Source organism: Neisseria sp. P0001.S005, from assembly GCF_051963715.1.
This window is the reverse complement of sequence record NZ_JBQCTZ010000063.1, coordinates 1-18,415: the sequence shown is the minus strand read 5'-3', so window position 1 is coordinate 18,415 and position 18,415 is coordinate 1. Positions and strand designations below refer to the sequence as shown.

Sequence of the window (18,415 nt, the reverse complement as noted above, 5' to 3'; positions counted from 1 at the left end):
AACCGAATCGCGTTCGGATAACAGATTCGTATCTTTCGCTAAAGAGGCAAGCCTGCGGCTTGCTTACCCTCTCCCTAGCCATCTCCCACGGGGAGAGGGAATTGGGCTGTCGAGCCTGAACATTTTCAGGTTTACCTGACATCTGATTCCCAATTCTACGGCTCTCTGATTTTGAGAAACCTGATCCCCTTTCCCCGTGGGAGAGGGTTAGGGAGAGGGTTAGGGAGAGGGCAACGAACCGCAAGGTTTGTCAGAAATTTAAATTCCTATCACTCATAATAATGAATCCCCTGAAACTCTCTTGCCACCACGGCTTCTTCAAAAGCCGAATCGCGTTCGGACAGCGGCGTAGGCAGGGTAATCACGTTTTGCACGTTCATGCCCTTAGTGGAAAGCAGCATGATTTCATGGCTCAGGCGTGCGGCTTCGAAGCGGTCGTGCGTTACCAGCATACACGCCATGCCCTGCCGCTCGATTTTTTCCACCAGCATGGCGACCAAAATATCGCGCAAATCGCGATCCAAACCGACGAACGGCTCGTCCAGCAAGGCAAGGTCGCAGCCGCACAGCAGCAGGCGCAAAAATGCTACCCGTTTCGCCATGCCGCCGGACAATTCGGTCGGATATTTGTTCAAATCGCCCGCAGTCAGCCCGACTTTCGCCGCCAGCGCGATGATTTCGCCTTCATCAAGTTTGTCCATAAAAATAGCGATATTCTGCATCGCGGTCAAGTTTCCCGGCAGGCGGTTTTCCTGAAACAGAAAACCCGTTTTGCGGAAAGTATTGCGTATCGTGCCCGATTTCGGCGTTTCCAAACCCGCAATCAGCCGCAAAACCGTCGTCTTGCCGCAGCCGCTCGGCCCGAACAAAGCTTTTACTTCGCCGTGTTGCAGGTTCAAACTGAAATCGCGCACAATGGGATCGCGGAGAATTTCAAAACGCACGTTTTCAAGACAGAGCATCATCTTCTCCACGGCATAAACAAAATTTCCAAAGGCTTGGTAATCAGGTATTCAAACAGCGACACAAACACGATAACCAACACCACATAAGCCATCACCGTCGAAGTCTCCAGCATCGCCCTCGCGTCCGCAATCCGCGCGCCCACGCCTTCGCTCGCGCCCAAGAGTTCCGCCATAATCACCACCTTCACCCCCATCGCCACCGCCACGCCGATGCTGGAAATCACATAGCCCGTCAGATGCGGGATATACAGATAGCGGATTTTTTTCAGACGGCCTAATTTATAAGCGTCAAACAACTCCTCATGCTGCTTGTTCACGCTCGCCATCCCGACCGCCGCACTCGCAAACGTCAGCGGCGCAACCAACACAATGATGGTAAACAACACGCTCGGATTACCGAAACCGAACCAAAACAACGCCATCACCACCCAAATAATCGGCGGCATCGCCAACAAAACCGTAATCACAGGCTTAAGCAACGCCATCGCCGTCTTAAAACTGCCCGCCACCAGCCCCGCCGCCAATCCCGCCACCAGTGCAACCGAAATGCCCACCACCGACCGCCACAGCGAAATCCCGATTTCGTTTTCCTGAAAATGTTTCAATAAATCAAACGACTTTTGAAATACCTCCACCGGCGCAGGCAGCATAAACCCGCCGAACACAGCACTGCCCCACGCCCACAACGCCACCACCACCATCGCCACGCTCAAACCGGCAAAGCCGCTCCAAAGGTAGTCGATGATGTAAAACACCGCAGGCTGCGGTTTGCGGATTTTGTCGGTTTTAATCATGGTTTGGGTGTTGGTTGATGGGGATGGTTTGGGGACGGTAGGTCGTCTGAAAAATGGTAATTGGGTTAGATGGAACACCGTAAACCAACAAAACGGTTTGGTTTCCACAAATATTGTTTTTCAGACGACCTTGGTTTGGGATTCAGTATTTTGATTGGGATACGCCTGCGACTAAACCAACCTACGATTACTAATTAATTAAAGTAAGGAACAGGATTCCGACTATTAGCAACATTTTGAATAAAATGTGCCGTTAAATTAGGGAACTGTATTAATGGGGGATTAGGCTCTCCATGCGTTACCATAAAATCTTGAAAATATAAAGCTAAACTGGTTACACGTTGATTACCTACATCGATATTGAATTTTCTTGAAATAATAGTATTTATACTGAGTATATCTGAATTTCTAGGTATCCGCATGGGATTTTCAATCAATTTAAATAACACACTTTTCAATGCACCACTAACATTATTCAAATTCCACATAATACAAATCATACCTATTGCATCATAGAGTTCTTTAGCTATTGGATTCCAGTTTGGTACTTGTTGAACACCTCTTCCAGCGCCAGCACGACCTGCATTATTTGCATTTCCAACTTGACCCAAACCTGCCAACGGATCAAATAAAGGCAATCGATTTACTGCTGGATTTTTCCGTTGTATCAAATTAATAAAGTCATTAGCGGCAGTTATTCCACAGACAAAAGTACCTACATCTTCTCCATTAGCATCTTTCGCATTTGGACGACTTCGATAACTAAAAACATAGTACTCTCCTACATCTGGTCCAGCACAACTTTCCTTAGTTTGTCCATTCAGTAATCTGACATGAGCTAAAGGTACAATTTCAAAATCACGAACAAGTTGCTCACGAGTTTTTTCACCACGGCAATCATGAATAGGCATTTTTCTTCTCCTGTTTGAATAAAAAGACATTGATACTAAAACATCACAGCAAGCGTAGGTTGGGTCATGACCCAACATTTCAGACAGTTCAACGGTTTTATTGGGGTTGACAACCTACGGTTACCACCCGCCGTCATTCCCGCGCAGGCGGGAATCCAGAAGTTTGACGTTGCTGCAATTTTAAAACATTCCTGCAATATCAAAGACTGGATTACCGCCTGCGCGGGAATGACGGCTTTTTGTGTACTGTTCGAATATTATCTGATAGGCCGTCTGAAAAAAGTAGGTCGGATACTTGTATCCGACAGCCCCGTTTAGCCGAAATGTCGGATTCAAGAATCCGACCTACGCTACTCTGATAATGTCCTGACAGGCCGTCTGAAAAATGATAAATCAGGTATTCACAACCACCCTACCCTTTTCAGACGACCTCTTTCCCTTTAAGCCAAGAAGAACCCGTTATCCGGCAGCTTGCCGCCCAAAAGTTTCGGGTTGAACTGCATCAGGATTTCGTAAAACTTCAAAATCTCGTTCTTCACTTCACTGCCTTTGGTTACCGTCAGCCGCGCGCCGTCCAAGCCCATGACTAGGGCGGGTTCGGGGGCGGGGAGGTAGTTTTTGCCGATTTTCGCCGCGCTTTGGCGGTTGGCCAGTATCCAGTTGAGCGCGTTTTTCAAATCCTGATGGAAGATGTCAAACTTCGCCTTGTGCGCGTGGAAATATTCTTCGTTGGCAATGATGCCCGCCATCGGAATCAGCGGTTTGGTGTCAAACGCCTGCCCCCATGCCTTCACCAAATCAAAGCCGCGCACGACGTTTACGCCCATGGTTTTGCCTTTGAGCATACCCGCGCTCGCCATCGGTTCGGGCAGGATGGCGGCGTGGTAGTCCTTGCTCAAAAACAGCCCCACCGCTTCGGGCGGCGTGGCGGTGTAAGTGATGCCGACTTTGTGCGCGTCGATTTTCAGTTTTTTCAACAAGGCTTGCAGCACGATGTCGGGCATATCGTTTTTAAACGGCACAAGGATTTTTTTGCCGACCAAATCTTGCGGCGAGGTAATCGCACTGCCTTTGCAGACCAACTGCGTGATGCCGTTGGTTAAAATATTCACCATGCCGACTTTCTGCCCTTGGTTGCGCAGGTTTACGCCGACATTGCTCGGACTCATCATCACTTTAAATTGCCCGCTCGCCACGCCCGCGCGAAGCTGGTCGGGCGAGCGCCAAACCTTGAGCGACACATCCGCCTGCTTCGCCAGCTTGCCTTGCAACGCCGCTACGGCAATGGTTACGCTGGGCATCGCCGGCGCGCCGTAAATGGTAAATTGCTCTTTCCCCACCGCCAACAGCGAAGGCGAAACGCCTGCGGCTGCCAGCGCGGCGGTCATTTTTAAGAAATCGCGTCTTTTCATATCCATTTTTTATCTCCTAAATTCTTAATAAGCCAATGCAGGCATTCTTTCAGACGGCCTGATTTTAAAACGCCGCGTGCAAACTCAACCAATATGTCCTACCCGGTGCATATACCACACTGGGCGACAGGGCGAGGACGTGGTCGCCGCTGATGTGTTCGGCGTATTTTTTGTTGAACACGTTGTTCACGCCTAAACGCAAGCCGTATTTGTCTTTGATGTTTACGCCTGCGTACACGTCGGCAACGGTAAAGCCTTTGGCGGCTTCGCGTTTGTCTATACCCAGACCACTTGCCGCGTCAAAATCGCCGCGCGTTTGTTTGGCGACAAAGCGTGCTGCCGCGCCGATGTTGTAGCTGCCGTGGGCAAAGTAGTTTTTGTAGTCGGCTTGGACGGCTGCTTCAAACGGACGGATTTGATAGAGCGGCCTGCCGTCGGTTTCGTTGTGTCCGTAGTTGTAGGTGGCTTTGATGCCTGCCGCCCAATGCGGATTGAAGTTGTAACGCGCGTAGGCCTGCGCGGTAATCAGGCGTGCATCCACGTTGCGTGTGATGATGCCGCCGCCTTTGGAAGCCGTGCCGCTTTGTCCGTGTGCGCGGTCAAAAATAATCAGGTCTTTGACTTTGTCCGCCACAAGTGTGCCGCCTACGTTCCAGCCTGCGCCTGCCAACGAGTTCATGTAGCCGTTGTAGTAGTCGTTGCGGCTGTCGGCGGTGAGCTTGATGCGATTGTGTTTTTCGGTTTTCAGCAGGGGATTGCCTGCGATGGCGGCGGCTGGGTTTTGGTTCATCAGCGCGCCGTTCATGCGGTTTTGCACGATGGCGGCAAGCGAGTTGAAGCGTTCGGTGTTGTCGCCGATTCGTTCTAAGTGAGCAAGGGAGACGCTGTATTTTTGCGTTTCAGACGGCGTGAAATCGTATTTGAGTTCGCCTGAGAAGGCATGACGGCGCACTTTGCCGTTGAAGTCGCAGCCGTAATGGGTTTTCCAGATTTGTTGCGCCGATGCGAAGGCGAGATTGCGGTTCATCGGATGGGCGGGCTGTGCCGTATTTTTGCGAACATCCGCTTCATTGAGTTCGTAGCTCAAACCCAAGCCCAGTTTGTGTCGGTCGTCAAACTTGTAAGACAGGGTATCGGCAATGCGCCAGCGGTCGATGTGCACATCGGCGAAACGGTAGCCGTTGAGGAAGTCGCGCATGGGAGTGTGGGCGTTGCGCTCGCCGTTTTGGCTGTCGTTGCGATAGCTGACGGCGGCCGTGTTGTGGAACTTGCCGAAGTCCGCGTCGTGTTTGAGCGAGGAATCATACACTTTGCGGTCAAGTTCTACAAACACTTGCTGCGGTGTGTTGTTTTGGCGCAGGGAGTAATTGTCGGCGCGGCGTTTGAGTTTGATGACGCCTGCTTCCGCGCTGACCGTATTGCTCAAATCGGCATTGCCCCAACGCGCGTTGAGTTTGGCGATATGGCGTTCGGTATCCAATGCATCGTTGACGAACTGCGGCTGGCGGTCGTTGTTGATGTCGTCGTGTAGGTAGGTGAGACGGTATTCCTGATTTTCAGACGGCACAAAACCGAGTACCAAAGCTTGATTAAAACGGCTGTATTTCCAATCGGTCTGATTACCGTCGCCGTCTTTATAGCCGTTGGCCTTGGTGTGATTGAGGTTGGCCACGCCGTACACCTTTGCCCCGCGCGCTTGTGCGGTAACGGAATTGTAAAAGCTTTTGCCGTAAAAGCCGCTGTTTGCTTTCAGCGGACGGAAGGCTTGGTCTATGTTTTCGGTAACAAAGTAATGATCGCTGCGGTCAGTGCGGTCGAACTGGTTTTCAGGGAAATAGCCTTGTGCGGCGGTCGGGGCAATCGGTTTGGGAGGGGAGAAGGTTTTGACAGGCTGGATTTCATCAGGGTCTGCCAAGGTTTCGGCAAAGCCGTTTGCAGCGGCAAAACTACTCATTAACAAGCAAATCAAATGGTTTTGTTTCATTATTTATATCCTGATAATCATTTTTATTTATTATGCTCTTAGAGAGAAGCAAAGTAAAGAAACGATAAAGTGTCTGAGGCCGACAAAACTTTATTGTCGGTAAGGAAGCTTTAGCTTTGAACATAAGCCGATACGGGCTAAAAACTTTTAGAAGAGGGGAGTGTTGGCGAGGTTTGTATTTGAGTTTCATCTTGCGTTTGTGTTTTCCGTTTATAAAGCAGATAGGCCGTCTGAAAAAACTCTCTCTTTTCAGACGGCCTATTGCTGGTTATAATAATTTTACGAATCATTATTATTTCTATTTAAATATAGGAGAAACGCATGAGTACCCGTACCGAACACGACACCATGGGCAATGTCGAAGTCCCGTCCGAAGCCTATTGGGGCGCGCAGACCCAGCGCAGCCGCAACAATTTCAAAATCGGCGGCGAAACCCTGCCGCAGCCGCTGATTTATGCTTTGGCGCTGGTGAAAAAAGCCGCAGCCGCCACCAATGTTTCCCTCGGCAGGATTAAGCCTGAGCAGGCGGATTTGATTACGCAGGCGGCGGACGATGTGTTGAACGGCAAGCTCGACGGGCAGTTCCCCTTAGTGGTTTGGCAGACCGGCTCCGGCACGCAGTCCAATATGAACATGAACGAAGTGCTGGCGAACCGCGCCAACGAAATCGCCGGTACGGGTTTGGCGGCGTATCAGCCCGTCCATCCCAACGACCATGTGAACCATGCGCAATCCACCAACGACGCGTTCCCGACCGCCATCCACGTCGCCGCCGCGATTGAAATCAACCGCCACCTCATCCCCGCCGTCCAAGCCCTGCGCGACACATTGGACAAAAAAGCCAAAGAATTCGCCCCCATTGTCAAAATCGGCCGCACCCATTTGCAGGACGCGACGCCGCTGACTTTGGGACAAGAATTTTCCGGCTACGTTTCCCAACTCGACCACGGCTTAGGCCGTCTGAACGACGCGCTCAAAGGTTTGTACGAACTCGCTTTGGGCGGCACAGCGGTCGGTACGGGTTTGAACAGCCATCCCGAATACGCCGAAAAAGCCGCCGCCAAACTCGCCGAACTGTCCGGCCTGCCGTTTGTCAGCGCGCCGAACAAATTTGAAGCCTTGGGCGGACGCGATGCCGCCGTTTCCGCTTCGGGCGCATTGAAAACACTGGCGGCAAGCCTGAACAAAATCGCCAACGACATCCGCTGGCTGGCAAGCGGCCCGCGCTGCGGTTTGGGCGAAATCAAAATCCCCGAAAACGAGCCGGGTTCGTCCATCATGCCGGGCAAAGTCAACCCGACCCAATGCGAAGCGATGACCATGGTGTGCTGCCAAGTGTTCGGCAACGACGTCACCATCGGCATGGCGGGCGCGTCGGGCAATTTCGAGCTGAACGTCTATATGCCCGTTATCGCCTACAACCTCTTGCAATCCATCCGCCTGTTGGGCGACGCGTGCAACAGCTTCAACGAACACTGCGCCGTCGGCATCGAACCCGTACCGGAAAAAATCGACTATTTCCTGCACCATTCCCTGATGTTGGTTACTGCGTTAAACCGTAAAATCGGCTACGAAAACGCCGCCAAAGTTGCCAAAACCGCCTACAAAAACGACAAATCGTTGCGCGAAACCGCCATCGAATTGGGCTTGCTGACAGGCGAAGAGTTTGACGAATTGGTCGTTCCTGCCGATATGGTTCATCCGCGTTAAGCTTTGATAATGAAACATGCCGTCTGAAAATGTTTTCAGACGGCATGTTTTTATGCTGCGGTTGTCTTTTTTTCAAATAGGGCAAAAATCATTGACAGTAAATTGAAGAGCAGTAGGAAAGTTACTGACCTTAGAAATGTACGCCAGGCATAATGCCACGCCTCCGTTCTGTCTGCTTGGGGTAGGAGCGATGCAGTATAGCGGTTGTGTAGGGTTTTTGCGGTGTCATTGTTTTCCAAATAGTCCAACGAAAGTACCAATAATTTGCCCGTGTCTTTGTGTTGTAAGAATTTGGCATGCTCAACCCAGATGCCTGGCTTGGCTTGTTCGCATAAAGATTCAATGCCGACACAAGAGGCCAAGCTGTTTTGGTTGTTTTGCAAAATCGACAGCTCGTTTTTTTCAGCCTGCATGGCTATGGGGGAGGTTTGATGAAGGTATACGCTTATGCCGTTGCTCTCTATTGCTTGAAAATCATGGAGCTGGCTGAATCCACCATTTTCCCAGGCGACAAATACGGCATAGCATCCGCTGAATAGGCAGATCATAGCCAATTTAAAGACAAAGTTTTTCATCCTTGCTCCTTTTGTTTGAAGATGGCGGCAAAGTCAGGGGGCGTGTTTTCTCGTTTGAAGATAAGTTTAGGTTTTATCTGTTTTTATTGTGAGGTTGAGTGTAACATGGGTAATCAAAAGGCCGTCTGAAAATTTTCAGACGGCCTTTTATTATGTGTTTAGATAGGTTTAAGCCAACAATTCACGCCAGCGTTTGACTTGGAAACGGACTTGTTCAGGCGCGGTGCCGCCCAAGTGGTTGCGCGCGTTTAAGCTGCCTTCGGGTGTCAGCACGCTGTAAACATCTTCGGCAATCAAACCGCTGAAACCTTGCAGGACTTCAAGCGGCAATTCGCTCAAATCAACGCCAGCTTCATCGGCATGGCGCACAGCTTGGGCAACAACTTCGTGGCTGTCGCGGAAAGGCATGCCTTTTTTCACCAAGTAATCCGCCAAGTCGGTAGCCGTTGCAAAACCCTGCATCACGGCGGCGCGCATATTGTCGGGTTTGACGGTCACGCCGCGCATCATATCGGCGTAAATGCGCAGGGTGTCGATAAGTGTGTCGGCAGTGTCAAACAAAGGCTCTTTGTCTTCCTGATTGTCTTTGTTGTATGCCAAAGGCTGCGATTTCATCAGGGTAACCAGGCCGATCAGGTGGCCAATTACGCGACCGGATTTACCGCGCACCAGTTCAGGTACGTCGGGGTTTTTCTTTTGCGGCATGATGGATGAGCCGGTGCAGAAACGGTCGGCAATATCGATAAAGCCGAAATGCGGGCTCATCCACAAAATCAATTCTTCGGAAAGACGGCTCAGGTGAACCATAATCAGAGAAGCGGCAGCCGTGAACTCAATGGCAAAATCGCGGTCGGATACGGCATCGAGCGAGTTTTGGCAGATTTGTTCGAAGCCCAACAGCTCGGCGGTGATTTCGCGTTGAATCGGGTAGGTGGTACCGGCAAGGGCGGCGGCGCCGAGCGGCATACGGTTGACGCGTTTGTGGCAGTCGGCCATGCGCTCGAAATCGCGTCCGAGCATTTCGACATAGGCGAGCATGTGATGCCCGAAGCTGACCGGCTGGGCAACTTGCAGATGGGTAAAGCCGGGCATGACGGTTTCGGCGTTTTGTTCCGCCAAATCAACCAAGGCCGTCTGAAGGTTTTGAATCAGGCTTTGGATAACGGTAATTTGATCGCGCAGCCACAGGCGGATGTCGGTGGCGACTTGGTCGTTGCGGCTGCGGCCGGTGTGCAGGCGTTTGCCGGCATCGCCGATTTTGTCGGTAAGGCGGCGTTCGATATTCATGTGGACATCTTCCAAATCCAGTGACCAGGAAATCGTTCCTTCTTTGATTTCTGCTATAATCTCGGCCATGCCCTGACGGATGGCGGAGAGGTCGTCTTCGCTCAAAACGCCCGACTGTGTCAGCATTTGCGCGTGTGCCAGCGAGCCTTGGATGTCCCATTCGGCCAGTCGTTTGTCAAAATCAATCGAGCCGGTATATTTTTTGACCAGCTCGGAAACAGGTTCGTTAAAACGGCCTGACCAGGTTTTGTCCTTGCTCATATCAGCATCCTTAAAATATAAATAAAAAAACAGGGTCTACGTCTTCAATATAGCAGACCCGTCTATACATTATGAAAGAAAACGGTTGAAATCATGTCTATTATACGTCAAATAAACCAGAATTTCGCAGTGCCGGATTTGCGCAATTCCGCAACTTTGGTGCGCCTGCTCATTATTTTGTTAATCAGTTTGTTTATCTTTCCGTTGATGACAGTATCGGGGGTGCCTTATCCGGAACAGATTTTCCAACATTTTTCATGGGCTTGCCCCGTCATCCTTTTAATTTTACTTAAGGTCTATTTCTTACAGGCATTTGCGCCGTCCCTGCTTCGCTCGCAGTACAGCGTTGTGGTTTCCTACGTCTCCAACCTGCTGATTTTCTTGTTTGTCGATTTAGTAATTTTGAAGACAGATATTTGGTCGTTGATTCAGCACTTCTTCTTGCTGACCTTTTTTTGTTTCAGTTTCATGTACATCGAAGCGGCCCGCCGCAACAGCCTTGCGCCTTCTATTTCCGAAGCCAGATTGAGTGCGTTGACGGCGCGTATCCGTCCGCATTTCTTGTTTAACAGCCTGAATGCCGCCATCAGCTTAATCCGTCTGCGTCCGTATGATGCGGAAACTTTGCTGGAGAATCTAGCCAACCTGTTCCGCGCACAACTGCGCGACGGTAGTCAAAACAGCACCTTGGGGCAGGAAATCGAGTGGGCGCAGGAATATATTGCCATCGAGCAAATCCGCATGGGACATATGCGTGTACAGGTTATGTGGCAGCACCATGCACCCGACGATGCGGAAACGCCGCATCTGCTGCTGCAACCGCTTTTGGAAAATGCTGTATTCCATGGTGTCGAATCCAGCCACCGCCCAGGGATAATTACAGTATTAACAAAATTGGAAAAATCATCTATTTTCATCAGTATCGAAAATCCGTGTGGAAAAGAACCTAATGAAAATACCAAGCCGCATAAAGGTAATTCTATGGCTCTGCGCAATCTGAAAGAGCGCTTGACTTTGATGTATGACACCGACGCGAAAATCAGAAACATCCAATCAGACGGCCTGTTCCGCGTTGAAATCATATTGCCGTACCGTAAAAAATCAGCCGAAGTTTCCCGTCTGTTTGGCTAAAACGCCTAGAATAGGGTGGCTTTAGATAGGTTAGACTATTAACATATTAAATAAAATAGTTTAAATTTATTACATTCAGTAACATAACTGTTCCCATTTTTTGAAAACTGGTCTATGATGCTTAAAAGGATTGTTTACAATCTTTAATTGCAAATCATTTGCAATTGCCCAGAAGAAAAAACAGAAAAAGGAACAAAGAGATGTTAGAAGCCTATCGTAAAGCCGCCGCCGAGCGCGCTGCCCTTGGTATTCCCGCCCTTCCTCTGACTGCTCAGCAGACTGCTGATTTGGTTGAGCTGCTGAAAAATCCACCTGCCGGTGAAGGTGAATTCTTGGTTGAGCTGTTGGCTCACCGCGTACCGCCCGGTGTGGATGATGCCGCCAAAGTTAAAGCCTCATTTTTGGCAGCCGTTGCCGAAGGTAGCGTATCCAGTCCGCTGATTTCCCCTGAGTATGCTACCGAGCTGTTGGGTACCATGCTTGGCGGTTACAACATCCATGCACTCATCGAACTCTTGGACAACGACAAACTTGCACCTATCGCTGCAAATGGTCTGAAACACACTCTGTTGATGTTTGACTCTTTCCACGATGTTCAAGAAAAAGCCGAAAAAGGCAACAAATACGCGCAAGAAGTATTGCAATCTTGGGCAGATGCCGAATGGTTCACTTCTCGCGCCAAAGTTCCAGAAAAAATCACTGTTACCGTCTTCAAAGTCGACGGTGAAACCAATACAGACGATCTCTCTCCTGCACCTGACGCATGGAGCCGTCCTGATATACCTCTGCACGCGCTGGCGATGTTGAAAAACCCGCGCGACGGCATCAATCCTGACAAACCGGGCGAAGTCGGTCCGATTAAATTATTGGAAGAACTCAAAGCCAAAGGTCATCCCGTTGCCTACGTCGGCGATGTGGTCGGTACTGGTTCTTCACGCAAATCCGCGACCAACTCCGTCATTTGGCATACCGGCGAAGATATTCCGTTCGTACCGAACAAACGTTTCGGCGGCGTATGCCTGGGTGGCAAAATCGCGCCGATTTTCTTCAATACTCAAGAAGACTCCGGTGCGCTGCCGATTGAAGTCGATGTTTCCGCGCTGAAAATGGGCGATGTCGTCGATATTCTGCCTTATGAAGGCAAAATCGTGAAAAACGGCGAAACCGTTGCCGAGTTCAGCCTGAAATCCCAAGTATTGCTGGACGAAGTGCAAGCCGGTGGCCGTATCAACCTGATTATCGGTCGCGGTCTGACCGCCAAAGCGCGCGAAGCGTTGAAACTGCCTGCCTCTACCGAGTTCCGCCTGCCTCAAGCACCTGCCGAAAGCAAAGCCGGGTTCACGTTGGCACAAAAAATGGTCGGTCGCGCCTGCGGTCTGCCCGAAGGACAAGGCGTGCGCCCGGGTACTTATTGCGAACCGCGCATGACGACGGTCGGCTCACAAGACACTACCGGTCCGATGACTCGCGACGAGTTGAAAGACTTGGCTTGTTTGGGCTTCTCCGCCGACATGGTGATGCAGTCTTTCTGTCACACCGCTGCTTATCCGAAACCTGTCGATGTCAGAACCCATAAAGAACTGCCTGCCTTTATTTCTACCCGTGGCGGCGTGGCTCTGCGTCCGGGCGATGGCGTGATCCACTCATGGCTCAACCGCCTGCTGTTGCCCGATACCGTCGGTACCGGCGGCGACAGCCACACCCGTTTCCCTATCGGTATTTCCTTCCCCGCAGGCTCGGGATTGGTTGCTTTCGCTGCTGCCACCGGCGTGATGCCGCTCGATATGCCTGAATCTGTATTGGTACGCTTCAGCGGCAAACTGCAACCGGGCGTCACCCTGCGCGATTTGGTGAACGCCATTCCGCTGTACGCGATTAAACAAGGTTTGCTGACCGTTGCCAAAGCCGGTAAGAAAAACATCTTCTCCGGCCGCATCCTCGAAATCGAAGGCCTGCCTGATTTGAAAGTGGAACAAGCCTTTGAATTGACCGACGCATCCGCCGAACGCTCCGCCGCCGGCTGTACCGTGAAGCTCAACAAAGAGCCGATTATCGAGTACATGAAATCCAACGTCGTATTGATGAAAAACATGATTGCCGACGGCTATCAAGACCCGCGCACTTTGGAACGCCGCATCAAAGCCATGGAAAAATGGCTGGCGAATCCGGAGCTGCTCGAAGCGGATAAAGATGCCGAATACGCCGCCGTGATTGAAATCAACATGGACGACATCAAAGAGCCGATTATCGCCTGCCCGAACGACCCAGACGACGTATGCTTCATGTCCGAACGTTCCGGCACCAAAATCGACGAAGTATTCATTGGTTCGTGCATGACCAACATCGGCCACTTCCGCGCCGCTTCCAAACTCTTGGAAGGCAAGAGCGACATCCCCGTCCGCTTGTGGATGGCGCCGCCGACCAAAATGGACGCGAAAGAGTTGTCCGACGAAGGTCACTACGGCGTACTCGGCCGTGCAGGCGCGCGTATGGAAATGCCGGGTTGCTCATTGTGTATGGGTAACCAAGCACAAGTACACGAAGGAGCGACTGTAATGTCCACTTCTACCCGTAACTTCCCGAACCGCTTGGGTAAAAACACCTTTGTTTACCTCGGGTCGGCTGAGTTGGCGGCAATCTGCTCCAAACTGGGTAAAATCCCGACTGTTGAAGAATACCAAGCCAATATCGGTATCATCAACGAGCAGGGCGACCAAATCTACCGCTATATGAACTTTAACGAAATCGACAGCTACAACGAAGTAGCCGAAACCGTGAATGTTTAAGGTAACAAGGTAAACCGATTTTCAGACGGCCTTAAATAATAAAGGCCGTCTGAAACGGAAAAATAAAAAGGGCGTGTTCATCACGTCCTTTTTATTTTTAGTTTAATAAAAGGCCGTCTGAAAGATAAGTTTCAGACGGCCTTTGCTTAGGATAAATAATCAGAAACCGATTAATCAGCGTTGTTTACTTTACGCCAAAACCAGGTTGGAGCAGGGCGCAAGGCTGACGCTCGTGACGGCTGCGGCGTGTTCTGCCAGCAATTTTGCCGCAGGCAATACCCGGATCGTTTTTCTCTTCTGCTTTTTTCGAGTTTTTATCTGACTTGCTCGCGTATTCGTTGCGTTTGTTTCTATCATCGCGACGAGAGCAGCTGTCGTTGTGCTGAACCAGTTGTGCTTCGGCTTCATCTTGATTGTCGGTGCCCCACCAATGCGGCTCAAAGCCTTCGATGCGTTCCACATTCAAATCGCTGCCGGTTAGTTCTTTAATAGATTCAAACATTTTCTGTTCGGTTTTATCCATCAAGGAAATGGCAACGCCGTCGGCACCGGCCCGGCCGGTACGTCCGATGCGGTGGACGTAGTCTTCAGGTTGGGTTGGCAGCTCGTAGTTGATGACGAAAGGCAACTCGGCAATATCCAGACCGCGCGCGGCAACGTCGGTGGCAACCAAAACGCGTAATGTACCTTCTTTAAAGGCGTTGAGGGTTTCTAGTCGGCTTTGTTGGGATTTGTCGCCGTGGATGGATTGCGCGGCAATGTTGCGGCGGACGAGGTCGCGGGTAACTTGATCGACGCTTTGTTTGGTTTTGCAGAATACAATGACTTGATTCATATGCAAATCAACAATCAGACGTTCGAGCAGGTTGCGTTTTTTGAGTGCATCAACGGCAATGATGTGTTGCTCGACATTGGCGTTGGTGGTGTTTTGCGCAGCCACTTCAACCATTTCGGGCGTGTGCATAAAATCTTGCGCGAGCTTGCGGATAGGAGGTGAGAAAGTGGCGGAAAAAAGCAGGGTTTGTCGCTGTTTGGGCAACATCTGCATGATTTTGCGGATATCGTCGATGAAACCCATATCAAGCATACGGTCGGCTTCATCGAGTACAACGATTTCAACTTTGTTTAAATTAATATTTTTTTGTTTGACGTGGTCAAGCAGTCGGCCAACCGTAGCGACAACGATTTCGCAACCGGCGCGCAAGTCGGCAGTTTGTTTATCCATATTGACGCCTCCGAAGAGGACGGTGTGACGCAAAGGAAGATTTTTAATGTATGCCTGCACGTTTTGGTCAATTTGATCAGCCAGTTCGCGGGTTGGGGTCAATACCAACATACGAACAGGGTGCATGGCAGGGGAGGTGCTGGATGTGGCGTAGCGTTTCAGGCGTTCGAGGCTGGGCAGCATAAAGGCGGCGGTTTTACCTGTGCCGGTTTGTGCTGCGGCCAAAAGGTCGTGTCCTGCCAAGGCTTTGGGAATTGCTACTGCTTGGATAGGCGTCGGGTTTTCATAACCCTGATCGGTCAGGGCAGAGACTAATTCGCTGCCTAAACCGAGTGAAGAGAAAGGATTCATGATGGTGGCTTTCTGTTCAGACGGCCTTTTGAATGATAGGCCGTCTGAAAAATCTGATTCTGAAATGGACAAACCGCAGTATGATGTTGATTCTGCGGTTTGAAAAAAATGGGGAGCGGAATAATCCGTCAAGTAGTCCATTATGCCATAAAAAGAGGGACTCCCAAAATGGTGGTTGCGGCTAGGATTGACCATGTTTTGATATTTTTACAGTTCAAAAACAGAAAAATTTACTGGTCTGCAAGGTTTTGAGTTTATTAGGAATTAAGCATTTGTCTTAACATCAATAGAATTAATTTATCAAAAACTTACAGGCTGAAATGAAACTAAATTGTACTCACGTACTCAATATTGAGGTGCAGAGCTTGTTTTGTAGCCTGTATCTCCCGTTTAACGGTAAACCATAAAATCAAAATTTAGGAATATACAATTATGAAAACTTTATTGATCGCTCTTGCAACCGGTAGCCTGATGTTGGCAGCTTGTTCTTCTTCCAAACCTGAAGAAGCGGCAGCGCCACGCATCACTGTTGAAGAAGCAATGACTCAATGTCAACAAGCATCTGGTGAAAATGCTGATCGCGCTGTATTTGATGCCTGCATGAAAGGCAAAGGCTATCAACGTACGGCTGAATCAGCTGCCTCCGAGCCTGCTGCATCTGAACCAGTAGCTGCTCCTGAAACTGCTGCTCCTGAAGCTGCGGCTTCTGAACCTGCCGCCAAAGCTGCTCCAGCTAAAAAAGCTGTTAAAAAAGTAAAAAAATAAGCTTCATAAAATTCAAGGAAGTCACTCTCATCAATACTCCGGATGAAGGCAGACTTAGAGCAACTTGAAAACAAAGGCCGTCTGAATATGTTTCAGACGGCCTTTGTTTTTCATGTATAAGACCATTATTCAAAGATATACTTTTGGTTTTATTAAAAAATAAAAAAGACGTGTAGCGAGTACACGTCTTTTTCGGAGAATGATCCTTATTGCTTATATTCGCTGCCGTCTGCACGGAAAAGTTTTGGCTGTTCGCCTTTTTCCACGACCTCTTTATTGATGACGACTTTTGCTACGCCTTTCAAATCCGGTAGGGCGTACATGGTGTCCAAGAGGCAACGTTCGACGATAGAGCGCAGGCCGCGCGCACCGGTTTTGCGTTCCATCGCCAGTTTGGCGATGCTGTGCAAGGCGTCTTCTTCAAACTCAAGACCGATATCTTCCATTGCAAACAAGGTTTGATATTGTTTGACCAAGGCATTTTTCGGTTCGGTCAAAATGTTGACCAAAGCATCTTCGTCCAATTCTGCCAATGTGGCAATCACGGGCAGACGGCCGATAAGCTCGGGAATCAAACCGAATTTAATTAAGTCTTCAGGCTCGACTGTTTCAAACAGGGCTGAAATATCGGCGTTTTCATCTTTGCTGTGCACCGCCGCACCAAAGCCGATACCACCTTTTTCAGTACGTTGGCGGATGACTTTTTCCAAGCCGGCAAATGCACCGCCGCAGATAAAGAGGATGTTGGTGGTATCAACGTTGATGAATTCTTGGTTCGGATGTTTGCGGCCGCCTTGCGGAGGAACGCTCGCTACCGTGCCTTCAATCAGTTTCAGCAAGGCTTGTTGCACGCCTTCGCCGGATACGTCGCGCGTGATGGACGGATTGTCGCTTTTGCGTGAAATTTTATCGATTTCATCGATATAAACGATGCCGCGCTGGGCTTTTTCAACGTCAAAATCACATTTGCCCAAAAGTTTGGTGATGATTTGTTCGACATCTTCACCAACATAACCGGCTTCGGTCAAAGTTGTGGCATCCGCCATGACAAAAGGAACATCCAGTTTGCGCGCCAAAGATTGCGCCAACAGAGTTTTACCTGAGCCGGTAGGGCCGATGAGCAGGATGTTGGATTTGGACAACTCGACTTTGCCCTCTGCTTTCGGGTGGCGCAGGCGTTTGTAGTGGTTGTAAACCGATACTGCCAACGCTTTTTTTGCGTGTTCCTGACCGATAACGTGGTCGTTGAGGTTGGCAACGATTTCGGCCGGGGTAGGCAGTTTTTTCTCGGTGTTTTCTGCGTTCACTTTGGCAAGCTCGTTTTCAATCTCGCCTGATTCGTTGTCTTGCAGCATCATGCCGCAAGTTTCTACACATTCGTTGCAGATGAAGGCGTGTTCGCCTTCGATCAGATTTTTAACGTCGTTTTCGGACTTCCCGCAGAATGAACAGGTGCGTTTTTCTTCAGACATAATAATTTCTTCGTATGGTTGTATGGAGGCTGTGTTGTAAAGGGGGAACAGATATTTCGGGCGTATTGCCGGATTGAGGGAGTGCCTCTGACAAAGGAGCCTAAGTATAATAACTATCTTGTGTTTTTTCAAATCAGAGCAGGCATTGCGCCGTATCGTCTAAGAAACAGATGAGGGTGCTGGATTTGAATATCTCGCAAACAAACGCAAAGTTTTCTCAACTCGCTTTACAATTAGCAAAAAATTTAACAGAATGTTGAATTAAATGTATTTTTTTGAATTGGCAGATATGAAATTCTATAAAACTTTAGGAATGGTATGGACAGGTGTGGCATTGGCCTTTGCTTCTGCACCTGCCGTTGCCGATGATATGGATATATTGGGACAATTTTTGGAACAAAATTTCCCAGTGCAAAATGACCCGATGGAAGCTTTTGCGTTGAGTCATGCCGACCAAGTCGAAGCTCAAGCCGCTTTGGCAGGTCCTTTGCTGTCTTCGCAATCTGCTTTGATTTTCAATAATAAAACCGGTGAAGTGCTGTATCAGAAAAACCCTGATCGTGTCATGCCGATTGCCTCTATTTCCAAATTGATGAGCGCGATGGTGGTGTTGGATGCGCATCTGGATATGAACGAGCCTATCACGATTACTGAGGCTGAAATCGACCGTCTGAAAGGTACGGGCAGCCGTTTGAGCATCGGCACGACACTGACACGCGGCGAACTGTTGCACCTGAGCCTGATGAGCAGTGAAAACCGTGCTACCCATGCGTTGGGCCGTACCTA

The 18,415-nt window shown here is 49.7% G+C and carries 15 protein-coding genes; 6 read left to right on the top strand and 9 right to left on the bottom strand.

Annotated features, from left to right (window positions below):
* Positions 1-269 precede the first annotated feature (269 nt).
* The 3 genes from ACTHSP_RS09715 to ACTHSP_RS09705 all read right to left on the bottom strand — a co-directional run bounded on the left by ACTHSP_RS09715 (position 270) and on the right by ACTHSP_RS09705 (position 2,670).
* Positions 270-962: an ATP-binding cassette domain-containing protein gene (locus ACTHSP_RS09715; RefSeq protein ID WP_206193499.1), complete on the bottom strand. Its 693-nt coding sequence runs from the start codon at positions 960-962 to the stop codon at positions 270-272.
* Positions 962-1,759 (bottom strand): ABC transporter permease subunit, encoded by a 798-nt coding sequence (locus tag ACTHSP_RS09710; protein WP_049329833.1) that lies wholly within the window; start codon positions 1,757-1,759, stop codon positions 962-964. Before ACTHSP_RS09710 ends, ACTHSP_RS09715 begins: the two co-directional genes overlap by 1 nt.
* Positions 1,760-1,953: 194 nt before the next feature.
* Positions 1,954-2,670 (bottom strand): hypothetical protein, encoded by a 717-nt coding sequence (locus ACTHSP_RS09705; protein ID WP_440346024.1) that lies wholly within the window; start codon positions 2,668-2,670, stop codon positions 1,954-1,956.
* Between the two features lie 66 nt (positions 2,671-2,736).
* Between ACTHSP_RS09705 and ACTHSP_RS09700 the strand changes: the two genes are divergently transcribed.
* Positions 2,737-2,988: a hypothetical protein gene (locus ACTHSP_RS09700; protein ID WP_440346023.1), complete on the top strand. Its 252-nt coding sequence runs from the start codon at positions 2,737-2,739 to the stop codon at positions 2,986-2,988.
* Between the two features lie 122 nt (positions 2,989-3,110).
* Here ACTHSP_RS09700 and ACTHSP_RS09695 read toward each other — a convergent pair whose 3' ends face one another.
* Both ACTHSP_RS09695 and ACTHSP_RS09690 read right to left on the bottom strand, forming a co-directional pair.
* Positions 3,111-4,088, bottom strand: a complete 978-nt coding sequence (locus tag ACTHSP_RS09695; protein WP_440346022.1) for an ABC transporter substrate-binding protein — start codon at positions 4,086-4,088, stop codon at positions 3,111-3,113.
* Between the two features lie 58 nt (positions 4,089-4,146).
* Positions 4,147-6,066, bottom strand: a complete 1,920-nt coding sequence (locus ACTHSP_RS09690) for a TonB-dependent receptor (protein WP_371464916.1) — start codon at positions 6,064-6,066, stop codon at positions 4,147-4,149.
* 321 nt (positions 6,067-6,387) lie between these two features.
* Here ACTHSP_RS09690 and fumC point away from each other — a divergent pair, with 321 nt between their 5' ends.
* The gene (fumC, locus tag ACTHSP_RS09685; protein WP_049352102.1) at positions 6,388-7,776 is read left to right on the top strand and encodes a class II fumarate hydratase; all 1,389 of its coding nucleotides are present in this window, start codon (positions 6,388-6,390) and stop codon (positions 7,774-7,776) included.
* Between the two features lie 50 nt (positions 7,777-7,826).
* On the opposite strand, the gene ACTHSP_RS09680 is transcribed toward fumC, so the two are convergent.
* Both ACTHSP_RS09680 and argH read right to left on the bottom strand, forming a co-directional pair.
* A complete protein-coding gene (locus ACTHSP_RS09680; protein WP_049352105.1) occupies positions 7,827-8,351 on the bottom strand; it encodes a hypothetical protein in 525 nt (174 codons plus the stop codon).
* Between the two features lie 168 nt (positions 8,352-8,519).
* A complete protein-coding gene (gene argH / locus ACTHSP_RS09675) occupies positions 8,520-9,899 on the bottom strand; it encodes an argininosuccinate lyase (protein ID WP_049352107.1) in 1,380 nt (459 codons plus the stop codon).
* Positions 9,900-9,992: 93 nt separating this feature from the next.
* Between argH and ACTHSP_RS09670 the strand changes: the two genes are divergently transcribed.
* Positions 9,993-11,030 carry a sensor histidine kinase gene (locus ACTHSP_RS09670; RefSeq protein ID WP_049329839.1) on the top strand — a complete coding sequence of 346 codons (1,038 nt, stop codon included), beginning with the start codon at positions 9,993-9,995 and terminating at the stop codon, positions 11,028-11,030.
* 200 nt (positions 11,031-11,230) lie between these two features.
* Complete coding sequence (gene acnB / locus ACTHSP_RS09665; protein ID WP_049352109.1) at positions 11,231-13,816, top strand: bifunctional aconitate hydratase 2/2-methylisocitrate dehydratase; 2,586 nt, start codon at positions 11,231-11,233, stop codon at positions 13,814-13,816.
* Between the two features lie 184 nt (positions 13,817-14,000).
* Here acnB and ACTHSP_RS09660 read toward each other — a convergent pair whose 3' ends face one another.
* Complete coding sequence (locus tag ACTHSP_RS09660; RefSeq protein ID WP_371464924.1) at positions 14,001-15,464, bottom strand: DEAD/DEAH box helicase; 1,464 nt, start codon at positions 15,462-15,464, stop codon at positions 14,001-14,003.
* A 360-nt stretch (positions 15,465-15,824) separates the two neighbouring features.
* Between ACTHSP_RS09660 and ACTHSP_RS09655 the strand changes: the two genes are divergently transcribed.
* Entirely contained in the window at positions 15,825-16,157 is a 333-nt protein-coding gene (locus tag ACTHSP_RS09655; protein ID WP_137040409.1) for a hypothetical protein, read from the top strand.
* A 206-nt stretch (positions 16,158-16,363) separates the two neighbouring features.
* Here the strand turns inward: ACTHSP_RS09655 and clpX are convergent, their stop codons facing one another.
* Complete coding sequence (gene clpX / locus ACTHSP_RS09650) at positions 16,364-17,629, bottom strand: ATP-dependent Clp protease ATP-binding subunit ClpX (protein WP_049352116.1); 1,266 nt, start codon at positions 17,627-17,629, stop codon at positions 16,364-16,366.
* 289 nt (positions 17,630-17,918) lie between these two features.
* Here clpX and ACTHSP_RS09645 point away from each other — a divergent pair.
* A partial coding sequence (locus tag ACTHSP_RS09645; RefSeq protein ID WP_440346021.1) for a serine hydrolase occupies positions 17,919-18,415 on the top strand: 497 nt, incomplete at its 3' end.